This is a genomic window from Streptomyces sp. JLBG701, from assembly GCF_058544905.1.
Map to the genome: position 1 here is coordinate 7,860,492 of NZ_CM178588.1, position 24,196 is coordinate 7,884,687.

Annotated in this window: 21 protein-coding genes; 12 read left to right on the top strand and 9 right to left on the bottom strand. The window is 70.4% G+C overall.

All coding sequences use genetic code 11. The annotated features are described in order from the left end of the window. Positions 1-56 precede the first annotated feature (56 nt). Entirely contained in the window at positions 57-2,300 is a 2,244-nt protein-coding gene (gene glgX / locus AC5DRG_RS36435; protein ID WP_491803905.1) for a glycogen debranching protein GlgX, read from the bottom strand. 275 nt (positions 2,301-2,575) lie between these two features. Between glgX and AC5DRG_RS36440 the strand changes: the two genes are divergently transcribed. The 7 genes from AC5DRG_RS36440 to AC5DRG_RS36470 all read left to right on the top strand — a co-directional run bounded on the left by AC5DRG_RS36440 (position 2,576) and on the right by AC5DRG_RS36470 (position 9,585). After that, positions 2,576-3,808 (top strand): L,D-transpeptidase, encoded by a 1,233-nt coding sequence (locus AC5DRG_RS36440; RefSeq protein WP_491803906.1) that lies wholly within the window; start codon positions 2,576-2,578, stop codon positions 3,806-3,808. A gap of 161 nt (positions 3,809-3,969) precedes the next feature. Next, on the top strand, positions 3,970-5,223 hold the full coding sequence (locus AC5DRG_RS36445; RefSeq protein ID WP_491803907.1) for a L,D-transpeptidase: 1,254 nt from the start codon (positions 3,970-3,972) through the stop codon (positions 5,221-5,223). A gap of 98 nt (positions 5,224-5,321) precedes the next feature. After that, positions 5,322-6,089 carry an enoyl-CoA hydratase/isomerase family protein gene (locus AC5DRG_RS36450; RefSeq protein ID WP_491803909.1) on the top strand — a complete coding sequence of 256 codons (768 nt, stop codon included), beginning with the start codon at positions 5,322-5,324 and terminating at the stop codon, positions 6,087-6,089. A gap of 262 nt (positions 6,090-6,351) precedes the next feature. Further along, the gene (locus AC5DRG_RS36455; RefSeq protein ID WP_491803910.1) at positions 6,352-6,855 is read left to right on the top strand and encodes an ATP-binding protein; all 504 of its coding nucleotides are present in this window, start codon (positions 6,352-6,354) and stop codon (positions 6,853-6,855) included. 115 nt (positions 6,856-6,970) lie between these two features. After that, positions 6,971-7,729 carry a polysaccharide deacetylase family protein gene (locus tag AC5DRG_RS36460; RefSeq protein ID WP_491803911.1) on the top strand — a complete coding sequence of 253 codons (759 nt, stop codon included), beginning with the start codon at positions 6,971-6,973 and terminating at the stop codon, positions 7,727-7,729. Further along, positions 7,729-8,910: a YncE family protein gene (locus AC5DRG_RS36465; protein ID WP_491803912.1), complete on the top strand. Its 1,182-nt coding sequence runs from the start codon at positions 7,729-7,731 to the stop codon at positions 8,908-8,910. The genes AC5DRG_RS36460 and AC5DRG_RS36465 overlap by 1 nt, the downstream gene beginning before the upstream one ends. 81 nt (positions 8,911-8,991) lie before the next feature. Next, the gene (locus AC5DRG_RS36470) at positions 8,992-9,585 is read left to right on the top strand and encodes an ADP-ribosyltransferase (RefSeq protein ID WP_491803913.1); all 594 of its coding nucleotides are present in this window, start codon (positions 8,992-8,994) and stop codon (positions 9,583-9,585) included. On the opposite strand, the gene AC5DRG_RS36475 is transcribed toward AC5DRG_RS36470, so the two are convergent. Next, entirely contained in the window at positions 9,539-10,258 is a 720-nt protein-coding gene (locus AC5DRG_RS36475; protein ID WP_491803914.1) for a GNAT family N-acetyltransferase, read from the bottom strand. The two genes, AC5DRG_RS36470 and AC5DRG_RS36475, sit on opposite strands and share 47 nt — an antisense overlap. Between AC5DRG_RS36475 and AC5DRG_RS36480 the strand changes: the two genes are divergently transcribed. The 3 genes from AC5DRG_RS36480 to AC5DRG_RS36490 all read left to right on the top strand — a co-directional run bounded on the left by AC5DRG_RS36480 (position 10,257) and on the right by AC5DRG_RS36490 (position 12,247). After that, entirely contained in the window at positions 10,257-11,171 is a 915-nt protein-coding gene (locus AC5DRG_RS36480) for a helix-turn-helix domain-containing protein (RefSeq protein ID WP_491803916.1), read from the top strand. The genes AC5DRG_RS36475 and AC5DRG_RS36480 overlap by 2 nt on opposite strands. A gap of 48 nt (positions 11,172-11,219) precedes the next feature. Further along, on the top strand, positions 11,220-11,432 hold the full coding sequence (locus tag AC5DRG_RS36485; RefSeq protein WP_491803917.1) for an EF-hand domain-containing protein: 213 nt from the start codon (positions 11,220-11,222) through the stop codon (positions 11,430-11,432). 155 nt (positions 11,433-11,587) lie between these two features. Continuing rightward, the gene (locus tag AC5DRG_RS36490; protein WP_491803918.1) at positions 11,588-12,247 is read left to right on the top strand and encodes an NADPH-dependent F420 reductase; all 660 of its coding nucleotides are present in this window, start codon (positions 11,588-11,590) and stop codon (positions 12,245-12,247) included. Between the two features lie 124 nt (positions 12,248-12,371). Here the strand turns inward: AC5DRG_RS36490 and AC5DRG_RS36495 are convergent, their stop codons facing one another. Both AC5DRG_RS36495 and AC5DRG_RS36500 read right to left on the bottom strand, forming a co-directional pair. Then, on the bottom strand, positions 12,372-12,914 hold the full coding sequence (locus AC5DRG_RS36495; RefSeq protein ID WP_491803919.1) for an MOSC domain-containing protein: 543 nt from the start codon (positions 12,912-12,914) through the stop codon (positions 12,372-12,374). A 10-nt stretch (positions 12,915-12,924) separates the two neighbouring features. Then, entirely contained in the window at positions 12,925-13,479 is a 555-nt protein-coding gene (locus tag AC5DRG_RS36500) for a glycoside hydrolase family 25 protein (protein WP_491813256.1), read from the bottom strand. Positions 13,480-13,660: 181 nt separating this feature from the next. Between AC5DRG_RS36500 and AC5DRG_RS36505 the strand changes: the two genes are divergently transcribed. Both AC5DRG_RS36505 and AC5DRG_RS36510 read left to right on the top strand, forming a co-directional pair. Next, positions 13,661-14,074, top strand: coding sequence for an effector-associated constant component EACC1 (locus tag AC5DRG_RS36505; RefSeq protein WP_491803920.1), 414 nt, complete (start codon positions 13,661-13,663; stop codon positions 14,072-14,074). 10 nt (positions 14,075-14,084) lie between these two features. Further along, a complete protein-coding gene (locus AC5DRG_RS36510) occupies positions 14,085-16,133 on the top strand; it encodes a CHAT domain-containing protein (protein ID WP_491803921.1) in 2,049 nt (682 codons plus the stop codon). Here the strand turns inward: AC5DRG_RS36510 and AC5DRG_RS36515 are convergent. From AC5DRG_RS36515 to AC5DRG_RS36535, 5 genes are read right to left on the bottom strand one after another with little or no spacing between them, the layout of a single operon-like run. Then, entirely contained in the window at positions 16,105-16,509 is a 405-nt protein-coding gene (locus AC5DRG_RS36515) for a tetratricopeptide repeat protein (RefSeq protein WP_491803923.1), read from the bottom strand. The genes AC5DRG_RS36510 and AC5DRG_RS36515 overlap by 29 nt on opposite strands. Next, a complete protein-coding gene (locus tag AC5DRG_RS36520; RefSeq protein ID WP_491803925.1) occupies positions 16,506-19,136 on the bottom strand; it encodes an Hsp70 family protein in 2,631 nt (876 codons plus the stop codon). Before AC5DRG_RS36520 ends, AC5DRG_RS36515 begins: the two co-directional genes overlap by 4 nt. After that, positions 19,133-19,705 (bottom strand): hypothetical protein, encoded by a 573-nt coding sequence (locus tag AC5DRG_RS36525; protein WP_491803926.1) that lies wholly within the window; start codon positions 19,703-19,705, stop codon positions 19,133-19,135. Before AC5DRG_RS36525 ends, AC5DRG_RS36520 begins: the two co-directional genes overlap by 4 nt. Beyond that, positions 19,689-20,132: a hypothetical protein gene (locus tag AC5DRG_RS36530; protein WP_491803927.1), complete on the bottom strand. Its 444-nt coding sequence runs from the start codon at positions 20,130-20,132 to the stop codon at positions 19,689-19,691. Before AC5DRG_RS36530 ends, AC5DRG_RS36525 begins: the two co-directional genes overlap by 17 nt. After that, entirely contained in the window at positions 20,129-24,196 is a 4,068-nt protein-coding gene (locus AC5DRG_RS36535) for a hypothetical protein (RefSeq protein WP_491803928.1), read from the bottom strand. Before AC5DRG_RS36535 ends, AC5DRG_RS36530 begins: the two co-directional genes overlap by 4 nt.

Here is a 24,196-nt window from a genome sequence, read left to right on the forward strand (position 1 = left end):
TCCCGCCCGGAGTTCACGGGGTTGAAACGTTGCCCCAGGCAACCCCGAGTCGCTCCTCAGTCCACCCTCAGCAGCAGCACAGCCCGCGCCGGCACCGTGATCGCAGCGCCCGCGCGGTGCACCACCACCGGCGCTTCCCCCTGTTCCTCCTTGGACGTGTCGACGACCACCTCGTACCGCTCCGCCCATGGTGGCCCCGGGAGCACGAAGCTCACCGGGCGGTCCCCGGCGTGCAGGACGGTGAGGAAGCTGTCGTCGAGGATCGGGGCGCCGCGCTCGTCGCGGCCCGGGATGTCGCGGCCGGAGAGGTACATGCCCAAGGTGGCGGCGGGGGCGTACCAGTCGCGTTCCGTCATCTCCGTGCCCCGGGCGGTGAACCAGGCCAGGTCCCGTATGCCGTCGGCCGAGTGGGCCCGGCCGGAGAAGAAGGCCCGGCGGCGGAGTACGGGGTGCTTGTGGCGGAGTTCGATGAGGCGGGCGGTCAGGTCGAACAGGGCCCGGCAGCCCGGGTCCTCCAGCAGTCCCCAGTCCACCCAGCTGATCTCGTTGTCCTGGCAGTACGCGTTGTTGTTGCCCCGTTGCGTCCGGCCCAGCTCGTCGCCCGCGACCAGCATCGGTACGCCTGTCGACAGCAGCAGTGTGGTCAGCAGGTTCCTCAACTGCCGCCGCCGTAGCGCCCGTACGCGCTCGTCGTCCGTCTCTCCCTCCGCACCGCAGTTCCAGGACCGGTTGTCGTCGGAACCGTCGCGATTGTTCTCGCCGTTCGCCTCGTTGTGCTTTCGCTCGTAGGACACCAGGTCGCGCAGGGTGAAACCGTCGTGCGCGGTGATGAAGTTGACCGAGGCGTAGGGGCGGCGGCCGCCCCATGCGTACAGGTCGCTCGACCCCGACAGGCGGTAGCCGAGATCCCGTACGTCCGGCAGCGCGCCCCGCCAGAAGTCGCGTACGGCGTTGCGGTACCGGTCGTTCCACTCCGTCCACAGGGGTGGGAAGGAGCCCACCTGGTAGCCGCCCGAGCCGACGTCCCACGGCTCGGCGATCAGCTTCACCCGCCGCAGTACCGGGTCCTGGGCGATGACGGCGAGGAAGGGGGACAGCATGTCGACGTCGTGCATCGAGCGGGCCAGCGCCGCCGCGAGGTCGAAGCGGAAGCCGTCCACGCCCATCTCCGTCACCCAGTAGCGCAGGGAGTCGGTGATGAGCCGCAGTACGTGCGGCTGCACGACGTGCAGGGTGTTGCCGCAGCCCGTGTAGTCCGCGTACCGGCGGGCGTCGCTCTGCAGCCGGTAGTAGCCGCGGTTGTCGATGCCCTTCAGGGACAGCGTCGGGCCCAGCTCGCCCGCCTCCGCCGTGTGGTTGTAGACCACGTCGAGGATGACCTCGATCCCGGCGGAGTGCAGTGCGCGCACCATGCGCTTGAACTCGCCGACCTGCTGGCCCGCCGTGCCCGTCGCCGCGTATCCGGCGTGCGGGGCGAAGTAGCCGATGGAGTTGTAGCCCCAGTAGTTCTTCAGCCCCCTGCGCAGCAGATGGTCCTCGTGCGCGAACTGGTGCACCGGCAGCAGCTCCACCGCCGTCACGCCGAGCCCGACGAGGTGCTCGATCGCCGCCGGATGCGCCAGACCGGCGTACGTGCCCCGCAGTTCCTCCGGGATCCCCGGGTGCAGCTTGGTGAAGCCCCGCACATGGACCTCGTAGATCACCGAGTCGGCCCACGGCGTCTTCGGCCGGCGGTCGTCGGCCCAGTCGTCGTCATCGTGGACGACGACACCCTTGGGGACGTACGGCGCCGAGTCCCGGTCGTCGCGCACGGTGTCCGCGACCTGCTGCTGGGGCCAGTCGCGGACATGCCCGTACACCTCGGGCGGCAGACCGAAGTCGCCGTCCACCGCGCGCGCGTAGGGGTCGAGCAGCAGCTTCGCCGGGTTCCAGCGGGCGCCGGTCCACGGATCCCAGCGGCCGTGCACCCGAAAGCCGTATCGCTGGCCGGGCATGACTCCCGGCACGAACCCGTGCCAGATCTCGTGCGTCAACTCCGCAAGTCGGACCCGTGTCTCCCGGCCCTGCTCGTCGAAGAGGCACAGCTCGACCGCCTCCGCACCGCCCGCCCACAGCGCGAAGTTGGTGCCGGACACCCCGTCAGGGCCGGTCCGGAAACGGGCGCCGAGAGGCGTGGGCGCCCCGGGCCACAAGGGCACGGCGGGTGGTGTGCTGCGCCGCGAGCCGTTCAACACGGCGTCGGGGCTCACGGTGATGGCGTGCTCGTCCGCCACCGCCTCCTGCTCGGCTGCGCTGGACACCCTCAGCCCTCCTGCGGCTCATGGAACGACGGGTAAAGGGCGCACGGCGTCCCGGCCCCTCTTTCTGGCCCGTTCGCCTCCGTGTCGCCAAAGCCGGTGTCGAGAGCCCGACCGTGCTCAGCCCTTCGGGCCTCCGCGCGCTCGACCTCTCGACACCGGCGCGCCCCTGCGGCTCACGGGCGCGGCTCCCCATCGCGTCGTCCTCCCCTCTGTTCTGCCCAGCGCATGCCTCGCACTCACGTTTCCCCGGGGTGGGCCCGGTCGTTGGGGTCGGTGTGAGGCACGTACATGGGCGCGCGAGGCGCGCGAGGGTCGGGCTGGTCGCCGTACTGACATGGGCAGGACTGCTGGCTGGAGCCGCCGGCTGCACCGCGGACCCCACCGGCGGGATCGACATCGGCGGGGTGCTCGGCAAACCCCCGGCACCCGAGGACGTGATCCGGATCTCACCGGACGACGGGCTCAAGGGCGTCGAACCGGACGAGACGATCCGGGTACGGGTGCCCAGCGGGCGCCTGGAGTCGGTCGAGGTCGTCAAGTCGCAGGACGCGCAGGAGTCCCCGGTACCCGGGCACATCTCGGAGGACGGTCTGCGCTGGGAGCCCGACGACGAGAAACTGGCGCTGGCCGCCAAGTACACGGTCGACGCGGTGGCCCTCGACGGCCACGGCCGCCGTTCGGCACGGCACACGACCTTCACCACCTACGTCCCCGAGGAGCGGTTCATCGGGTACGTCAACCCCGAGAACCGCTCGACCGTCGGCACCGGAATGATCGTCTCCCTGGAGTTCAACCGGGAGATCGAGAACCGGGCCGCCGTCGAACGCGCCATCCACGTCACCGCGAAGCCGGCCGTCGAGATCCGCCCGCACTGGTTCGGCGACTCCCGCCTGGACTTCCGCCCCGAGCGGTACTGGAAACCCGGCACACAGGTCACCGTCGCCCTGCGGCTCAGGGACGTCGAGGGCGCCGACGGCGTCTACGGCCTCCAGTACAAGACGTTCTCCTTCACCGTCGGCCGCAGCCAGGTCTCCCTGGTCGACGCGGCCGAGCACACCATGCAGGTACGGCGGGACGGCGAGCTGCTGGCCACCGTGCCGATCACGGCCGGGTCGCCCAAGAACACCACCTACAACGGGAAAATGGTCGTCTCGGAGATGCTTGAGGTCACCCGCATGAACAGCCGCACGGTCGGCTTCGGCGGCGAGTACGACATCCCGGACGTCCCGCACGCCATGCGGCTCACCAACTCCGGCACCTTCCTGCACGGCAACTACTGGGCGAAGAACGTCTTCGGCGAGACCAACGTCAGTCACGGCTGCGTGGGACTCAGGGATGTGAAGGGCGGGAGTTCGGACACTCCGGCGGGCTGGTTCTTCGACCGCAGCATCATCGGGGACGTCGTCGAGGTCATCAACAGCAAGGACAAAGAAGTGGCTCCTGACAACGGCCTCGGAGGGTGGAACATGGGTTGGGGGGCATGGAAGGCGGGCAGTGCGGTCAAGTGACCGGCGCAGGTGGATCAGCCGCAGATGGATCAGTCGAAGTTGGGACTCAACGGTGACCTGGGGAGATCGTCAACGTCCCTGACCATGTGGTTAATATGCGCCAAGTGCGCGCGGGACGCGCAGGGGGTTCGGGCCTGACCGGCCCGGTGAGGGGAGAGAACTTGAACGGGCGACCGATATCGGGGGCGTCGGTTGACGCGCGCGCGGGCCACCAAGAGGGGCGCGGAAGCAGGGGGCTTCTGGCGCTGATACTCGGCGTGCTGCTGCTCGCCGTGACAGCGTGCGGCGGGGGCGGCTCGGACTCCGATGACGGCAAGGACAAGGAGCCCGGGGCCTCCGCCTCGGCCGAGAGCAAGCAGTCGGAGGCCGTCGTCTCCATCGCGCCCGAGGACGGTGCGAAGTCCGTGGACACCAGCGGCGCCCTCAAGATCAGCGCGAGCAAGGGCAAGCTGACGGCGGTCGAGGTCGAGGACGGCAAGGGCACGAAGGTCGACGGCGAGATAACCGCCGACGGTGCCAGCTGGAAGCCCGCGACGCATCTCGCGGCCTCCACCAAGTACAAGGTCCACGCGGTCGCCGAGGACGCCGAAGGACGCGAGGCCGCCGAGGACTCCACCTTCACGACCCTCACCCCGCAGAACACGTTCATCGGCTACTTCACGCCCGAGGACGGCTCCGAGGTCGGCGTCGGAATGCCCTTCTCGCTCCGCTTCACCCGGGGCATCACCAGCCCCGGGGACGTCGAGAAGGCCGTGGAGATCAAGACCGAGCCGGCCGTCGACGTCGAGGGCCACTGGTTCGGCAACGACCGCCTCGACTTCCGTCCGGAGAAGTACTGGAAGGAAGGCACCAAGGTCACGGTCACCCTCAACCTCGACGGCGTCGAGGGCCGCCCCGGTGTCTACGGCGAGCAGGCCAAGACCGTCTCCTTCACCATCGGTCGCAACCAGGTCTCCGTGGTCGACGCCAAGTCCCACCAGATGAAGGTCATGCAGGACGGCAAGGTCATCAAGACCATCCCCGTGACGACCGGCAAGCCCGGCTACGACACCTGGAACGGGCAGATGGTCATCAGCGAGAAGCTCACGGTGACCCGTATGAACGGCGAAACGGTGGGCTACGGCGGCGAGTACGACATCAAGGACGTCCCGCACGCCATGCGCCTCACCAACTCCGGCACCTTCATCCACGGCAACTACTGGAGCAGCGCCTTCGGCAGCTACAACGCCAGCCACGGCTGCGTGGGCCTGCGCGATGTGCGCGGCGGCTACGACAGCGGCGTGCCGGCCGCGTGGTTCTTCAACCACTCGCTGATCGGCGACGTGGTGACCGTCAAGAACTCCGACGACGCGACGGTGGACCCGGCCAATGGTCTCAACGGCTGGAACATGAGCTGGGAGAAGTGGAAGGCGTAACGCCTCCTGGCTCCTCCTGACTCCTTCTGTTGACGTACGGGCTCGGTGTGACTGACGGCACCGGGCCCGTTGTCGTTAGTCCCCGTTAACCTGCTGGCATGACCGTGAATCTCGAAGTCGCCGAAGGCGTCGGCACGATCCGTCTCGACCGGCCGCCCATGAACGCGCTGGACGTCGCCACCCAGGACCGCCTCAAGGAACTCGCCGAGGAGGCCACGCGCCGCGAGGACGTGCGCGCGGTCGTCGTGTACGGCGGCGAGAAGGTGTTCGCGGCGGGCGCGGACATCAAGGAGATGCAGGCCATGGACCACGCGGCGATGGTCGTGCGCTCCCGGGCGTTGCAGGACTCCTTCACGGCCGTGGCCCGCATTCCCAAGCCGGTCGTCGCGGCCGTCACCGGCTATGCGCTCGGCGGTGGCTGCGAACTGGCCCTGTGCGCGGACTTCCGCATCGCCGCGGACAACGCCAAGCTGGGCCAGCCGGAGATCCTGCTCGGCCTGATCCCGGGCGCGGGCGGCACCCAGCGCCTGTCCCGGCTGATCGGCCCGTCCAAGGCCAAGGATCTCATCTTCACCGGCCGCATGGTGAAGGCGGACGAGGCGCTGGCGCTGGGCCTGGTGGACCGGGTCGTCCCGGCCGCCGAGGTGTACGAGACGGCGCACGCCTGGGCGGCCAAGCTGGCGCAGGGGCCGGCTCTGGCGCTGCGTGCGGCGAAGGAGTCGATCGACACGGGCCTGGAGACGGACATCGAGACCGGGCTCGCCGTCGAACGGAACTGGTTCGCGGGGCTGTTCGCCACGGAGGACCGTGAGCGGGGCATGCGGAGTTTCGTGGAGGAGGGCCCCGGCAAGGCGAAATTCCTCTGAATCACTTGCAATTGACGTGATGTCTGATCCGGGTCCCTCGATGGGGCGGTTTATGGGAACCTTAAGTCACCCTTAAGCCTGCCTTGTCGAGGGAGCGTGTCGCTTGCCGGCAACCGAGCCTCCGTCGCAGGCCAGATGGGCTGTGGCGGCCCCTGAAATGCCCTTGGCATATGCCGAACGGATCTCGCGGAATGGGGGGTTCCGGGGGGCGTATTCCTCGGGAACGGCCCCGGACGGCGCGTTGGGCGGCCATGATGGTGACATGGCGGGGCTGGAGGGTATCGAACAGCCGCGGGGACACGGGCGTGGGACCGCGGCGCGCTGGTCGCCTGCGGTCGAGGACGAACGGGCGCTCAAAGCGCTTGAGTTGTTCGGCAATCCGACGGAGGCGGAGGTTCCGCTGCCGTCCCGCCCCGAATCCGCCGCCACGGCACGTCGGTTGACCCAGGTTGTGGTCCTGCGCCAGTGGGGGCTCACCCCCAAGATGACCGAGGACGCGGTCTTACTCGTCTCGGAACTTGTCGGCAACGCCGTCCGTCACACGGGCGCCCGCGTGTTCGGCCTGCGCATGCGGCGGCGTCGGGGCTGGATCAGGGTGGAGGTTCGCGATCCGTCCCGTGGGCTGCCTTGTCTGATGCCGGTGCAGGAGATGGACATAAGCGGGCGGGGGCTGTTCCTCGTGGACAAGCTGTCGGATCGGTGGGGCGTGGATTTGCTGCCGCGGGGGAAGACGACTTGGTTCGAGATGCGGGTGGCTGACAGGTAGTACTTCGGCTGCGGGTGTTTCGTGGCTTGTCGCCCCCCGCGGCGGAGCCGCTAATGTCACAGCCCCGCGCCCCTGGGTGGGTGAATCGGCCGGCATTGAGAGCAAACCCTCTTAAATGGGGCGCGTGACAAAGACCGACCGCCGCGCCGCACTCCGAGCTGGTGCCGGCCTCGTCGCCGCAGGTGCCCTCGCTGCCAGCTGCTCCGGCAACAACGCCGTCGCACACCCCGCCGCCACCTCCCGCCCGGCGGCGCAGCCTCGCCGCTTCCCCCAAGCCCCCGCCCAGATCACCCACGGCCCCCGCGACCACCCCCGAGTCGCCCTCACCTTCCACGGCCAGGGTGACCCCGCCATCGCCAGAACCCTGCTCGACACAGCGGAGCGACACCGCGCCCGAGTCACGGTGTTGGCCGTAGGCACCTGGCTCGACGAGCACCCCGAGCTCGCCCGCCGCATCCTCGACGGCGGTCATGACCTCGGCAATCACACCCACCACCACCTCGACATCAACGCCATGTCCGAGGCCGACGCCCACGCCGAGATCAGTGGATGCGCCGAGCGGCTGGAGCGGCTCACCGGTGGGATCGGCACCTGGTTCCGCCCTTCGCGATCCTCCCGCGCCTCCCCGCTCGTTGAACGGCTGGCCCGCACCGCGGGCTACCCCCACGTCCTCTCCTACGACGTCGACTCGCTCGACTTCACCTCGCCCGGCCCGGCCGCCGTCACTCGCGGCATCGCCGACGAGATCCGGGGCGGATCGATCGTGAGCCTGCACTTCGGGTACGCCGACACGGTCGCCGCCCTCCCCGCCGTACTGGAAGAACTCGACCGCCGCGGTCTGGCCGCGGTGACCACCACGGAGCTGTTCAGCTGATGCACCGCAACATCGTGAAGCACACCCTGGCCGCGGGTGCCGTACTCGCCGCCCTCGCCGCCTGCGGCACCGAGACGGGTGGCCAGGCCACCTCCGAACACCACGCCACCCAGGCGGCCACTTCCGCCCCGCCGAAGAAGAAGCCGGTCCAGGGCCTGCCCGGTATGCCACCGGTGCTCGACTCGAAGGACGTGTACGCCGCCGACCGCCCGAACCGGCTCTCCCCGGTGGTCAGGGACTTCCCGTCGCGCGTCTACGTCCCCAACACCGAGTCCGACACCGTCTCGGTCATCGACCCGAAGACGTACGAGATCATCGAGACGATCCACGTGGGCCGCCAGCCCCAACACGTCGTCCCCTCCTGGGACATGAAGACACTCTGGGTCAACAACAACCGCGGCCACACCCTCACCCCGATCGACCCGAAGACCGGGAAGGCGGGCAAGCCGGTCGAGGTGCACGACCCGTACAACCTCTACTTCACGCCCAACGGCAAGTACGCCGTCGTCATGGCCTCCCTCGACCGCGAGCTGGTCTTCCGCGACCCGCACACCATGAAGGCGATCAAGACCGAGCCGGTCACCTGCTACGGCGTCAACCACGCCGACTTCTCCCTCGACGGCAAGTACTTCATCGTGTCCTGCGAGTTCAGCGGCGAACTCCTCAAGGTGGACACGGAGAAGATGAAGGTCGTCGGCCAGCAGAAACTGCCGTACGACGGCGCCATGCCGCAGGACGTCAAGATCTCCCCGGACGGCAAGACGTTCTACATCGCCGACATGATGGCCGACGGCATGTGGGTCCTGGACGGCGACAAGTTCACCAAGCCCACCCTCCTGCCCACCGGCAAGGGCACCCACGGCCTCTACGTCAGCCGCGACTCGCGCGAGATGTACGTCTCCAACCGCGGCGAAGGCACCGTCTCCGTCTTCGACTTCGCCAAGGACAAGGTCACCAGGAAGTGGCACCTCCCCGACGACGGCAGCCCCGACATGGGCGGCGTCTCGGCCGACGGCAAGGTCCTCTGGCTCTCCGGCCGCTACGACGCCGAGGTCTACGCCATCGACACCCGCACCGGCCGCCAACTCGCCCGCATTCCGGTCGGCAGCGGCCCGCACGGCCTCGCGGTGTATCCGCAGCCGGGGCGGTACTCGCTGGGCCATACGGGCATCTTCCGCTGACGTAAAGCCAGTTGGGCCAACACGCCGCCGTACGAGTGGTGATCCACAACTCGCCGCCGTTGAACCGGGATCGTGCACCCCATGATCTCAACTCTTCTGCGGCGGCGGGCCGCTGCCGCCGTCCTGTCCCTCGCGGCCGTCTTCGCGACGACGGCAGCCGCCGCTCCCACGAAGGCCCCAGCCCCCCGCGACTGTCCTGTCCAGTTCGACGACCCGATCAAGGCGGCCGTCAACCGCGACGTCGACGTCGACCGCATCACCCCCGAGCCGGTCTGGCGCAAGACCTGCGCCACCCTCTACCGCAGCGACGGCCGCGGCCCGGAGATCGTCTTCGCGGAGGGCTTCAAGCCCAAGGACGTGGTGGGCGGCCAGTACGACATCGAGAAGTACGTCCTGGTCAACCAGCCCTCCCCGTACGTCTCCACGACGTACGACCACGACCTGTACAAGACCTGGTGGAAGTCGGGCTACAACTACTACATCGACGCCCCGGGCGGCGTGGACGTGAACAAGACCATCGGCGACACCCACAAGTGGGCCGACCAGGTCGAGGTCGCCTTCCCCGGCGGTATCGCCCGGAAGTACATCATCGGGGTCTGCCCGGTGAACAAGACGACCAAGGTCGAGATCATGAGCGGCTGCCAGAGCAACCCGCACTTCGAGGCCTGGCACTGAGCAGCAACGCCTCCGCGCCCACGGGTCGGTAACCGGCTGCCTGGAACGTCCGCATACTGCGGGCGTTCCCCGGTGCGACCTGGGCCCACAGCGGCTCCGTGACGAGATGCCGGGCCGCCGTCACCAGGGCCCGGCCCAGGCCCCGGTGCCGTACCTCCTCGTCGACCTCGACGGAGACCTCCAGGCGGCCGGCGATCCCGCGCCCCAGGACCAGCACACCGCCCGGCGTCGTCCACGCGCGCACGTCGTCGCGCCGGCCCCGGGCGTACACGATCCGCGGGTGGTCGCCGTCCGTGATCTCCTGCAGCGAGAGCGGCGGTTCGCCCGCGAGTGGTGAGCCCACCAGCATCGCGTCGATCGTCTCGGCCGTACGGCCACTCCGGTCGAGGAGGGCCGTCAGGAACCGTGGGTTCATCGGTGCCGCGAGGACGTCGCAGGGGACGGTGGCCAGGGTGTCGTAGACCCACTGCGGATCCTCGTCGGTGAAGACGACCGCGTGGGCGGTGAAGGCGAGTACGCCCGCGTCCCGGTCGGAGGCCTGCGGCACGACGGTCGTACGGCCGTCGGACGGGGGGAAGACACCCCGGGCCGCCGAGTCGAGAATGTCCCGAAGAGTCTCCGCCACCGCGCTCCTTGAGTCTCCACCCACTGGAAGGCCCACACTCGCAGACATGATCGACGACGGCACCGGACTTTTCACCATCGGAGAGCTGGCCAGCGCCACCGGGCTGACCGTGCGCACCATCCGCTACTGGTCGGACGAGGGCGTCCTGTCCCCGGTGACCCGCTCCACGGGCGGCTACCGCCTCTACGACGCCCAGTCCTTCGCCCGCCTGGAACTGATCCGCACCTTGCGCGAGCTGGGCCTCGGCCTGGACGCCGTACGCAAGGTGCTGGCGGGCGAGACGACGGTCGCGGAGGTCGCGGAGGCGCATGTCACCGCCCTGGACGCGCAGATCCGCTCCCTGAAGGTGACCCGGGCGGTGCTGTCGACCGTGGCGCGACGCGGTTCCACCGCAGAGGAGATGACACTCATGAACAAGCTGGCGCGGCTGTCGGCGGCCGAGCGGAGGCGGATCATGGAGGAGTTCGTGGAGGAACTCTTCCACGGGCTCGACTCCGTGGATCCGGCCATCGAGGAGCGGATGCGCACCATCGCGGTGGACCTGCCGGACGACCCGACCCCCGAGCAGGTGGACGCCTGGGTGGAGCTCGCGGAGCTGGTCCAGGACCCGGAGTTCCGGGCGCAGATGCGGCAGGTGATGGAGTTCAACGCGGCCGACCAGGGCGGTGGCCTCGCCCCCGGGCGATCCACGTGGTTTCCCATGCGCCTGGTCCAGCTCGCGGGGGAGGCGCGCGAGCGGGGCATCGCGCCCGAGGCGCCCGAGGCGGAGGAGATCCTGCGGGAGGTGGTGGGGGACGGCGACCCGGCCGCCGTACTCGAACGCATGGAGGCGGCGTCCAACGACCGGCTCGCGCACTATCGCCAACTGCTCGTCCAGGTGAAGGGCGGGGAGCCCGCCGCCGCGCACCGCGAGGAGTTCGCGTGGGTGGTCGCCGCACTGCGTGCTCGGGCAGGCCGTTAACCTGACCTCTGTAAACATGGCGGTATTGCACGACGAAGGGGCGGATCGGTGGCGGACATCGACGAGGCACGCAAGCAGTTCGAGCGGATCGACACGGATGGTGACGGGTTCATCACCGCTGGCGAGTTCAAGTCGGCCCTGGCGCAGGAGGGCGACTGGAACGTGACCGAGGCGGTCGCCGAGGCCATCATCGGCTCCCGCGACCTCAACGGCGACAAGCTCCTCTCCTTCGACGAGTTCTGGACCTACCTGAACAAGTGACGTCGGGGAGGGGCGCCCGTCCGGTTTCCGGTCGGGCGCCCCTTCTGTTTGCGAGCGGTGTCACCCCAACGCCGTACGCGATGGAATAGCGACCCGAACCCCGGGGTTGGTGCTGCCCGTCAGGTACAGGAGCACCAACCCCGGAAGGCCCTGTCATGAAGATCGGCATCATCGGTGCGGGCAACATCGGCGGCAACCTCACCCGACGTCTCACCGCTCTCGGCCACGACGTCTCCGTCGCCAACTCCCGTGGCCCGCACACGTTGAAGGAGCTGGCGGAGGAGACGGGTGCGACCCCTGTCCGTGTCGAGGAGGCGGCGCGCGGCGCGGAGGTCGTCGTGATCACGGTCCCGGTGAAGGCGGTCGCGGATCTGCCGGCCGGGCTGTTGGACGGGGCGGCCGAGGGTGTGGCCGTGATCGACACCGGCAACTACTACCCGGGGCGGGACGGCAGGATCGCGGAGATCGTGGACGAGGGCGTCGCCGAGAGCCGCTGGACGGAACGCCGGATCGGCCACCCGGTCGTCAAGGCCTTCAACGGCACCTACGCCCAGGACATCCTGGACCGCCCGCGCCCGGCCGGCGCACCCGACCGCATCGCACTCCCGGTGGCGGGCGACGACGAGGCGGCGAAGCGGGTCGTCCGCGCGCTGATCGACGAACTCGGCTTCGACACGGTCGACGCGGGCGGCCTCGACGACTCCTGGCGCCAGCAGCCCGGCACCCCCGTGTACGGCCTGCGGGCCGGCGTGGAGGGGATCACGAAGGGCCTGGCGGAGGCATCGCCGGAGCGGAAGCCGGAGTTCCGGGCGTAACGGCCGACTCGCTTCAGGCGACCTCTACGGTCAGGTGCCGGCCTGTCCCCGGCGCCTCGGGCGACCTCTAGGGTCAGGTGCGGCCTTCCGGCGTTTTAGGGGCACGTGCGGCCCATCCGGCGCCTCAGACGACTTCGAGGGGCCGGTGCGGCCCGTCCGGCAGTTCGACCCGCACGGCATCCCCGGGCCGCACCACGCCACCGCTGACGACGACGCTCATGATCCCGGACTTGAAACGGACCGTCCCGTCCGCGTCCCGCCCGACGACCTGCTTCATCAGCCCCTTCCGGAAGCCGTCGATCTGCGCGCAGGGATTCCGCAGCCCGGTGACCTCGACGACGGCCGCCTCCCCGAGCCGCAACAGCGTCCCGACCGGCAGCCCGAGCAGATCGATCCCCCGGGTGGTGACGTTCTCCCCGAGCTGCCCGGCCCCGACCTCGAACCCGGCTTCCCGCACCTCGTCGAACAACTCCGCGTGGATGAGGTGCACTTGCCGCAGATTCGGCTGCGAGGGATCCTTCTCCATCCGGAACCGATGCTTCACGGTCTCGCCGGCATGTACATCGCCCTCCACGCCGAGCCCGGCGAGCAGCGTGATGCTGTCGCGGTTGGGCTTCGTGAAGGAATACGTCCCGTTGCTGCTGACGGCAGCGATCGTCCCACCCATGTCCGGCAGTTTACGAGGCCGCCCATTTCCGCAGGTCGGCGAGGCTGTCGAAGTCCGCCACGTTCTTGTCGAGCGGCTCGTCGGTGTACTGGTGGAAGCGCCACTTCGCCTTGATGCGGGGTTCGCCCGCCGTCACGTAGTCCGCGATCCAGAGGCCGTCACCGGCGTACGAGGTGTCGTCGATGTTCAACCAAAAGTTCCGGTTGCAGTAGAGGACGACCCGGTGGTTCGGCCGTAGTTCCTTCACCTTGCGGATGAAGCGGTCCTTCTCGGCGTTGGTCGCGTGGGTGCCCTCGCTGGTGGATTCCCAGTCGACGGCGAGGATGTCGCTGCCCTTCTCGGGAGCGTGGCTGACGAAGTACTCGGCCTGGGCTGTGAGGTTGCCGGGCCAGAGGAAGTGGTAGAAGCCGACGACCAGGCCGGCCTCGCGGGCCGTCTTCGTCTGGGCGGCGAGTTTGGGGTTGACGTAGGAACGGCCCTCCGTCGCCTTGATGAAGACGAAGGAGAGGCCGTCCGTGTCGTAAGAGGACGACTGGTATCCGCTGACGTCTACGCCGCGCAGCATGAGGAGCTCCCTGAAGTGCTGGTGGAGGGACAGGAGTTGTTCCTGATTCCTGTTCAACTCATGCCCCACCTTTGCACGAGTGATCCCTCCCACGCAGCCGGAAAATCTCAGCTGCGGCCGAAGAACCACCCAACACGCAAGGCACGTCATAGGGTTGCTGGAGAGAAAATGGAGGTCGCTGGTGGTGGAGCGGAAGCCCGACGGGGGGTTCGCGTGCGAACTGGTCCTCAACGGGGGCAACGGGGATGCGGTACGAGCGGACGCGCCCGCGTCGCTGGGCCGGAAGCTGACCGAGGAGGTGGCCGCCGCGCGGGTGGTGCCCGTCTACGCGGCGCAGCCGGCGCCCGGGCGGCGCGCGGGCGGTGTCGTCGAGGTGGCGACCCTCATGGTCACCTCGGTCGGGACACTGGTCGCGGTCGTCGACACGATCCGGGGCTGGCTCGCGGCCGAGCGCGGCGCGGCGGAACCCACCGGCGGCGTCCACTCGATCACGGTGATCATCGGCGACGAACGGGTGGAGATCATCCAGCCCTCGACCGCCGCCGAGGAACGGCTCGTCGAGGCCTTCATCCAGCGGCACACCCCGTCGTCATGAGCGGGCCGTCATGAGCGAACTCACCACGCTGAACGTCCGGGCCACCCTCCAGGACATGACCGTTCGCTACGACTACGACCTGCGCGTCGGCAGCCCCGTCGGCGACACTCCACCGCTCGAAATGGAGTACACGGTCGAGGCCGACCTGGGACTGGTCAAGGGCTGCCGCGCCCGCATCGACGAGGTCCTGACGGAGGCCTCCGCCGGGGAACCGCACCTGGAACCCGGCGTGATCAAGGAGTTGGCCAAGTGGGGCAGGCTGCTCTACGAGCAGTTGTTCCCGCGTGTACAGGGCAACGCGGCCGAGCTGGTGACCCGGCTGCACGCGTCTACCGGCCCCGTCCTGGTCCGCACGAACGAGCAGGAGATCCCCTGGGAACTGCTGCACGACGGTGCGGACTTCCTCGGACTCAAGCACGACCTGGGGCGCCGGCTGATGGGCAAGCGCCCCGTCGTCGGCGGGCGCGGCATCAGCCGGGTCGGCCGGGCGCTCGTCGTGGGCGACACCGACGGCGACCTCGCCTCTGCCCGTGAGGAGGCCGACAAGGTCGCCGAGTGGCTGCGCGGGCGCGGTATCGAGTGCAAGGTGCTGCTGGGCCGCGACGCCACCGTGCTCGACGTGGTCAAGGAGCTGGCCTCGGAGGAGACGTCGTACGACCTCTTCCACTTCTGCGGTCATGTGGCGACCGGCCGCGGCACGACCGGGCTGATGATGCACAACCGTCAACTGCTCACCGAGGTCGGCCTGCAGACCCTCTCGTCGTGCGGCGCGCCGCCGGTGGTCTTCATCAACGGCTGCGGCTCCGCGGGGGAGGGCGACGTGGGCAGCATGTCCGTGGCGTTCATGGCGCTGGGCGCGAAGACCGTCGTAGGCACCCGCACCGATGTGGCCGACGAGGGTGCCTGGCAGTTCGCCGCAGAGTTCTACGGCGGGCTACTCGCGGGCGAGCCGGCCGGTGCCGCTGTCCGGGCGGCGCGCGCCGCGACGCGTGAACGGCCGGACGCGGCCTGGGCGTCCTTCATCCTGTACGGCGATCCGGCCGCCGGCATCACCAAGGACGAGACGCCGGGGGCCGACGAGCCACCCCAACCGCCCGACGACGACCTGACGTTGACGCTCGCTCCCGACGCGAAGCGGCTGATGCGGCGGGTGTACGCGTCCGCCGCCGGCCGGGGCGGGGTCGCCTCCGTCGATCTGCTTCAGGGGCTGCTCGGCGAGGTGGACATACGGCAGCGGATCGAGGAGAGCATCGGGGCGGAGGCCATGGAGGCCCTCGACCAGGTGATCCACCATGTCCTCAGCCGCAGTTCCGATACGGACGGTAGCTCCGGTACGGACGGCGGTTCCGGCGCCGACGACGGCGTTCTGTCCGACACGGTCAACCGCGTGTTCGCGGACGCGGCCACCCGGGTCGCCGAGGACGGCAGGACCACCATCACCACGGTCGACATCACCGCGGCCTTCGTGGCGGTCGGCGGCGGGCTCTCCGCCCGGCTGCTGGAACTCTGCGGGGTCCCGCTGGCCCGGCTGCTGCCGGACCCGGAGAGCGGACCGGCCACCCCGGACCCGGCGCTGCTGCCGGTCCCGGTCCCGGCGCCGGCCCCCGAGCCGGACCCGCCGGCGGGGAACGGCGACCAGTGGCTGCCGCTGGACGACCTGAGCCGCAGCGCCGTGGGCACGGTGCGGCTCGCGAACCTGCTGGCCCAGACGCGCGGTGAGGTCATCGGCACCTACACGCTCCTGCTCGCCTTCGGTGCGACGGGCAGCGAGGTGCTGCGCCGCGGCCTGTACGAGCAGGGGCCGGCCGGGGAGCGCGCGTTCCGGAAGCTGTCCGGGATGCTCACGCCCCGGCGTCGTGACCTGTCGCCCCGCGTCCACGACGTACTGGACCAGGCACGCCGGCGCGAGGGCACCGGGCGTACCTCGTCCGGTCGGGTCGGCGAGGCCGCGATCCTGCTCGCTCTGCTGGAGGACGAGGGATCGTCGGGGCGTGAGCTGATGCGTCAGCTCGGGATCGACCCCGAACTGCTCATCCAGGCACTGGGCCGGCCTCACTGACCTCGGTGAGCCCGGCGAGAGTCGCGAGCCCTCGGGTCGCCTTCGGGTCGCCCGGCCTGCGGTCCAGCACCTCCGTCCACTGCCGTCGCGCCTCGCCCGGGTCACCGAGCCGGAGGCCGGCCAGGGCCAGGGCGTTGCGCGCCTCGGTGTCGCCGGGGCACCAGAGCACCACCGCGGCGAAGCAGTCGCGGGCGGCGGTGAGACGGCCCTCGCGTGCCGCCGCGAGCCCCCTGTTGAAGAGGTGCGCGGGGTGGGCGTACAGCCGCGCGTAGCCGGACAGGGGCGTGCGGCAGCCGGCGCACACCTCCGTCCCGTACGCGTTCTCCCTGCCGCACAGCACCACCGGGCAGCGGACGCCCGCCGCTACGGCCGTCATCCTCGGGCCTCGGGGATGCCCGGGCTGCTGGTCACTTCGTCGGACGAGCCCGAGAGGACGCTCTTGAGCCGGATCAGGCGCTGGCGGTCCTGCGCGGCCTCCTGCTGGACCCGGTGCGGGTCCTGGGCGATGACGGCCTGGAGGCCGCTGAGCCGCTGCCCGATGTCCGCCACCTGCTGGCGGTGTTCGGCGGTGGCGTTGCGGGAGACCTGGACCAGATTGCGTACCTGACGCAGCATCTCCAGGGCGCTCTGCAACAGGGACGCGGCCCTGTCGGCGTCGGCGACCGGCTGACTCTTCGACAGGGACTGGGACCGCAGGTTCCGCAGGTGCTCGTAGATGTGCTGGAGCTGGGTGATGACCTCCGAGTACGACCTCTGGTCGCCGGCGCTCAGAGCCCGCTCGCCCTGGTCCCGCTGGACCTCGATGGCCTGGCTGATCTCCCGTTCGTCGTGCGGGATCTCGGCCTCGGCGCTGATCGAGGCGACGTACCGGTTGAGCTCGGTGCAGTCCTTGACGAGCTTCTCGAAGTCCGCCCGGGGCGGCTGGAGATCACCGGTCGGGGCGTTGCCGGTGACATCGGCGATCGCCTGCATCTCCTCGAACTCATGACTCGCGACCGCGTTCTCGCCGCGTGCGACGGCGTCCTCGAAGGCCTGTTGGGCCATCTCCATCTTGGCCTTCTGCACGCTCCGTTCGCCCGCCGGCAGGAACTCGACGCTCTGCTCGAAGGCGGTCAGCAGCTGCGCCACCTTGTCGTCGCTCGGCAGTTCGGCCTCCGGCGGTACCTCGACGAGGGCCTCGAAGGGGTGGTCGCCGATGGAGCCGCGCACGGTGATCAGCGAGTGCAGGTCCATCTCCACGTCGAGGTCGATGACCGTGCCCCTGGGGGTGGAGGACGGCACGGGCACCCTGATGACCTGGATCGGTCGGGGCCCCTGGAACAGCCGGAATTCCACGGTGTCGGTGTCACCGGGGTGGCTGAAGTCGTGGCGGTTCTTGAACGGCAGCGACTTCAGCGCGGGGATCAGCTCATCGCGGGTCGTGCGCCCCTCGCGTTTGACCTCCAGCAGGATCGGCTTGGCGTTGATGGCCGCGCTGGTCGGGTTGCCCACCGGTTTGGCTCCGGCGTCCCGGTCGTGGACGACCGCGCGTCCCACGGCCGCCAGCAACTCCCCGTCGGCGTCGAAGACTTCGATGGTGAGCAGGCTCTGCGCGTCCGGCTGCACGGGAATGCGGGTGAACGCGAAGCTGCCCCCCGGCTTGAGCTGGGCCTCGTCCTCGTACTCCTCGGTGCTGAGCCGCACCGAGCCGTCGGTGAGATCGAGGTCGGGGTCGAGGGCCTCGACCGTGCCGCCGACCACGGTACGGTCCGCGGCCGTGACGCCGGTGCCGCGGAAGCCCACCCGGACCGTCCGCTCCTCGTTCAGGATGTCCAGGCCGCCCACCGCCGAGGCACGCACGGCGGCACCCAGCGCGACGACCGTGTCCACCTGCTCGTACACCGGCTCGGTGCACCTCGCCCGCGGCGAGTCGGCGGCGGGGGACCCGGGGGCCGGGGAGCACAGCCGGTTGCGCACCATCTCCCGGACCAGCGGCAGATGCGTCGATCCGCCGGCCAGGATGACCTGGTCGATGTCGGCGAGGGTGACCCCGGCCTCCCTGGTCGCCTGGTCGAGCGCCTCGTCGCAGTACTGGAAGGTGCGCTCAAGGAGGGGCCGGGCGATCTTCTCCAGCTGGGCGCGCTCCATCAGGGTGTCGATGACGACCCGTTGCCCGTCCTTGTCGGTGAGCCCTCCGGCGTCGCGGACCATGAACTCCGTACGGTCCGACAGGCCCTTCTTCGCCGACTCGGCGAGGGTCTTCAGGTGCCGGAAGCGCAGCCGGTCCTCCGCGCTGTTCTTCAGGTCCAGGTCCATCGCCCAGCCGTCCGCCTGGATCAGCTGCTGGAGGTGGCCGGCGAGGGCGGTGTCGATGTCGTCCCCGCCGAGCATGGTGTTGCCGCTGATGCCGAGCACCCTGAAGTCGGCGGCCTTGCAGCGCACCACGCTGACGTCGAAGGTTCCGCCGCCGAGGTCGTAGACCAGGAACGTGCCGTCCCGGGTGCCCGTGCGCCAGCAGTAGTAGCTCGCGGCGGCCGTCGGCTCGTGCAGCAGGTCCACCACGGCCAGTCCGGCGCTCTGGGCCGCCTGGCGGGTGGCGTCGATCTGCGGCTGGTCGAAGTACGCGGGTACGGTGATGACGGCCCGGTCGACGACCCAGCGCACGTCCGGGGTCTCGAAGCCCGTCACGTCCTGCTCGATCTGCCGCTTCATCTCCCGCAGGATCTCCGCCGAGATCTCGACGGGTGTGCGCTCCTCGCCGGCCAGCGTCACGGTGGTGGGTGAGCCCATGAGGCGTTTGACGGAGGTGATCGGCTCCGGGGTGCTGCCCACGCGCGCGAACGCCTTGCGGCCGACGACCAGTTCGCCGCTGTTCGGGTTGCGCCACACACAGCTGGGTGTCGTGCGGGCGTTCATCCCGTCCTGGTGGATCACGATGTCGGTGTCGGTCGGATTCATCACCGCCACCGCGCTGTTGGTGGTCCCCAGGTCGATCCCGACGGCCTTGCTCACGTACTGCGTCATCCGTTGTCCTCCGTATCGGCGCTCGACGGGGCGCCCATGATCACTTGTCCCAGCCGTACGACCGTGCCGCGGTCGAGCACGATCGGTTCCACGGTCTCCGCCACCACCTCGGAGGTGAACCCGGGTCCGTAACGCCATCCGGTGATGTCGACGACGTCCGCGACCGATTCGTAGGGCTTGCCGGTGGGGTCCTGTGTGGTGATGTCCATCGCGTGCAGCGGTTCGAGGACCTGCTTTCTGGCCACCTCCAGGCGGCGGCCAAGCGACTTGGCGCCCGCCGCCTCCAGCGGACCGGCCGCCTCCCGCAGCAGCCCGTCCAACCGGGCGACGTGGACGGCGAGTTCGGTGAGCACCTTGCGTGCCGCCGCCGTCTCCTTCTCCACCCTGTTGCTCTCGCTCTGCAGGTCCGCCCAGTACCGCTGGAGCAGGGCGGCCATCTCACGCCCCGGGCTTACGGGGTCCGACCCTCCCAGCCCCTCCGGCACCGGGCGTTCCTCGAACTCGTCCCAGTCGGTCGCCTCGGACGACGGGAGTTCAGCCGCATCAGCCGCATCAGCCGAAGAGGACATCGCGCACCTCCAGTGGGGGTCGCTCCAGGTGCAGCGGCACCGGAGGGTTGTCCAGGGCGGGGCGGATGTCGACGGCGGGCGGCGTCAGCATGCCGTCCAGCAACTGCCTTGCCACGGCCGCGAGATCGAAGTCCGTCGCCCGTGGCGGCTCCGCCTTTCCGGACTGTCCCTCGAACGCGACGGGACGGCGCCCGTACTGCTTGGCGAAGTCCTCCCACCGCTCGCCCCGGTAGTCCGCGCCCGGCGCTTCGAGCAGGACGTGTAACTCCCGCGTCTCCGCCAGGCCCATCAGCTCGTCCTTGGCCCATTCCGCGAGCGCGCCCGCGTCCTGGGCCCCGGTCACGGCGAGTTCCCGGAAGCGCTCCGCCACCTCCTCGTCGCTCGCCGACACGGGAAGTCCGAGGACATGGAAGGGATTCGGTTTCATTGGTCTCCTTGGTCTCGGGGCTCCCCGGCCTTCGCGAGCAGTCCGGGGGCGCTGATGTCGCCGGGATTCCATTTCAGCGCCGTTCGGTACATCGCGATCTTGGTGCGCTGGTCCTGCGCGAGAAAAATGCCGCGGTCCACGAAATGCGTGGCGAGCGCCTTGTTGGCCGGAAGGTAACCCTGGCCCGGTTCGCAGAGCGGGATGAGCGCGTCGGCGAACCTGCGTGCCTTTCCGACCACCTTGCGCAGCTCGTCGTACTTCCCCATGTCGTAAAGGGAGTTCTGCAGTCCGTTGTGCCAGGCGAGGGCTTGCTGCAGGAGGCGGAGCAGTGGAATGCCGAGATCGATCATCGGTTCCAGCCTGCGGATGCCGGACTCGTAGTCCTTTTCGACGCCCTCGGCCAACTGCTCGATGGCGGCACGGTCGTTGACCGCCCTCTCGGCGGTCTTGATGACCTCGTCGCACCACTCGTCGGTGACCGAACCGGCCAGCGTCGAGATCTCCGCCCAGCGCTCCGTGTCCACCGCCGGGGACCACGGGATGCCGAACTCCCGCAGGAGGACTCGGACTTCGGACTCCCCCTTACGGGCTGCCTCCAGCATCCGCAGATGCAGCCGGGCGGTGTCCGTCTCCCCGGCCTGGAGGGCGTCGGCGCCGAGCTTTCGGTGCGTGCCGAGCAGTTCCCGGCATACGGCGGTGCGCATCCGTGTCTCCGCGTCGGGGCCGGCGGGCGTCTCGCCGTGCTGCTCCCAGAATCCGCCCGAGGCCAGCAGCAGGGCCCACAGCGCGGTCGCGCGGGCGAGGTGTCCGCCGGCCTGCGCGGTGGGCTCGGGCTTCTCCAGCGCCAGGTCCCGGTGGATCAGGGCCAGGGTGTGGTGGAGGCGGACGTCGTACTCCACGGTCTTCAGACAGTCCGCCCAACTCCGTTGGATCCCCTTGCCGCTGCCCTTCCGAACGGCGCGGGAGAGACCGGCGTCGGATTCGACGACCGCCTCCAGGGCCGCGTAACGGCCGGGCCGCTCCCAGGGGACGGACTCCCGGTCCAGGCCGGGGAAGAGGACGAGCAGCAGGCGGTCGACGTACACGTCGAGTTCCAGACCGCGGGCGACCGACAGGGCTCTGCTGCGGGTCGGGACGCGTTTCAGGGCGGGGCCCTGCGCCGGTTGCAGGTCGCCGGCCTGGCGCAGCAGCTTCGCACCCCGCAGCGGATCCGCCGCGTTGCGGGCGGCCACGGCTTTGTGGAGGAGCAGTCGGGCGTACTGCGCTCGGACCGGGCCGGAGTCGACCCCCTCCTGGTCCGCCGCGTAGTACGCGGCCATCCACTGTTCCTCGGCCACCTCGTAGTCCCCGATGGCGGTCGCGCAGCCGGCCAGGACCGCCGGGTCGAGCCCGCGCCCACCGCCGTCGATCAGCCGCTTGACGACGACGGCCAGCGGATGGGCCTGGCCGGAACGGCGGTTGGCGCCACCGGACTTGCCCTTGCCGGCGGGCTTGGCGCCGGGTTTGCCGCCGGTGTGGGCGAGCAGTGCGGGCAGCAGCCGGGTGGTGTCGGTGAGGGCGGCCAGGTCGCAGTCGGCCGCCGCCGCGGAGAGCAGGCCCAGACTCCGCCCCGGATCGCTCTCGACGAGCCCCGCCGCATGGACCAGCCGGATCAGCGCGGCCTGTTCGCCGGTGCCGTCGGGCGGGGGCGCGGTGGGCGGGCGGCCGTCGAGGACGTCGGCGAGCAGGGCGCACACGTCGTCGTCCGCCGGTGCGGTCCTCAACTGGCGTATGGCGGCGGCCTGTTCACCCCGGGCGAGCTCACCCACGGCGGAGGCCAGGGCCAGCACCGGCTGTACGGTTCCGGAGGCCGGCGCCGGCTGGAGCGGTGGGCGTCCGGCGGCCGGGAGCGCCATCGCCGCGGCCGTGGCCTGCTCGGCCAGTGCCCGTACTTCCGGCGAGGGGTGTCGGTCCGCGAGGTCGCGCACCAGCGAGGCGAGGGCGTTGCGGCGGCCGGGGTCCTCGCTGAGGATGCCCGCACGGGTGAGTGCGGCGGCCAAGGCGGCCACGACCTGCGGGGGTGGCTCGTCGGCCTCTTCGACCAGGGCGACCAGCCGCCCGCACAGCCCCAGGCCGACGGCCTCCGGATGCTCGGCCAGCAGCGCCAGGCCCAGGACCCACTCCGCCCAGGCGTGCTGCCGTACGGAGGGCGACAGCGCGGCCGGCCCGTCGTCGGGGAGGGTGCCGTGGGCGACCGTCCTGGCGGCCCGCAGCAGTACCTCCGCGTCGGCGGGTACGGGTTCCGGCCCGGCGGCGACGGCTTTGGCGAGGTCCCTCGCCGCCCGCCGCGCGTGGTACGGGGCGTCCTCGGGGTCCAGGGTCGAGCCCTCCCCGGCCAGTCGGTGCAGCCACAGCGCGCCGAGTACGTATGGCAGTTGGGGCGGTCGGCGGGCCGGGAGCCGCTCCAGCCGGTCCTCGACCGCATCGTCCGACGCGCCCCCGACCGCCTCGGCCCACGTGGTGAGCAACTCCGCCTTCGCGCCGCTGTGCCCGGCGAGCAACCGGTGTGCCCTGGACGGGCGATGCTCTTCGAGGTGGTGTGCGGCCAGTACCAGCGCCGCCCGCTGATGCCCGAGCGCCAGGGCCGCCTCCAGTAACCGCCGCCCCTCCTCGGGCTCTTGGCGCAGCGCCAGCAGTCCCGACCACAACAGCCGGTCGGCGCGCGGGAGGCGCCGGTACAGCGGGTCCTTCAGCAGCTCCGCCATCTCCCCGGCCCAGGCCTGGCGGCCGTACGCCGCGCCCAGGGCCGTACGCAGCGCCTCCAGCCGCTGCGGTGCGCCGCCTCCCGCAGGCCGCTCGGGGGCGTCGGGCGGGCGGCGGCCGGCGGCCAGGTCGCGGCGGAGCCCGGCGATCCGCTCGTAGCCGGGCGGGACGGCCGCCGCAGCGCGTTCCGCGTCGGTGCTGGTCACCGCGTCCGGCTCGCAGTCCAGCAGGAGACAGGCGAGCGCCCAGTCGTCCTGGTGCGGGGTCATCCGGCCGATGAGCAGCCACAGTCCGGCACGGTCGCCGCACAGCAACTGCGACCAGGCGGCGTGGTAACGCCACTGCGGGAGCGAGGAGTCGTCCGACGTCAGGGGTACGAGGAGGTCGCGGGCCGCCGCCGCGTCGCCGTCCAGGAGATGCAGGCGGCCCAGGGCGTAGGCGGCCCAGGGGCCCGCCTCGCGGGTCAGGTCGTGGGTGGCCAGCAGGTGGGCGGCCGGGGGAGAGGTGTCGGAGTCGGAGTCGAACCAGGCCAGTATCCGGGCCAGTTCGGCCATCGCGGCGACCTTGGGAGTGGCCGTACCGGCCGCTTCGAAGGCCTCTTCCGGGACACTCGTGGCCTGTCCGGCCCGTACGTGGGTGGCCAGGACCCCGAGGAGAGCGGTCTCGTCGTGCGGGTCCGCCGCGCGGGCCGCGAGGAAGTGGTCCCGGGCCGCGTCGAGTTCCCCGGTGACGAACAAGCGGTGGAGCCCGGCCGCGCGGTCCGCGCCCGGGAGCCCGGGCACCGCCAACTCGGCCGCCTGCCACAGCTGTTCGGGATCCGAGGCGAAGTCCACCCGCAGCACGTCGGTGGCCAGCGCGACGACCGCCTGGGGCCAGGGTCCGGCCCGGCCGAGCAGGTCCGCGTAGACCTTCAGCCGGGGGGCGTCCCGCCGCCCGTCCCTGGCCAGTTCGTCCGCCAGTACGACCTTGACCTGGTCCTGGACCTCCTTCGCCCAGTACAGCCGGGTCAGCAGCTCGTCGGCCTGCCACTGCTCGCCACGCCCCAGGCGCGCCATGGCCAGCGGCCGGACCGCTCGGTAGAGGGAGAGCTGCCCGCTCTTCGCGATGAGCCCGCCGATCCGCTCCAGCGCCTCGAAGTCGGCCTCGGTGAGCAGCGGTTGGTACGGCTGCCCGACCACGGACCGCACGAACTCCTCCCACATCGAGACGGCCGATTCAGGGCGCTTCTCCATCCGCGCCCAGACCTCGCGCAACCGCGCCAGTCCCTTGCCCGGGTCCGGCTCCTCAAGGGCCCCGCTCCACTGCCTGCCCAGACGTGCCAT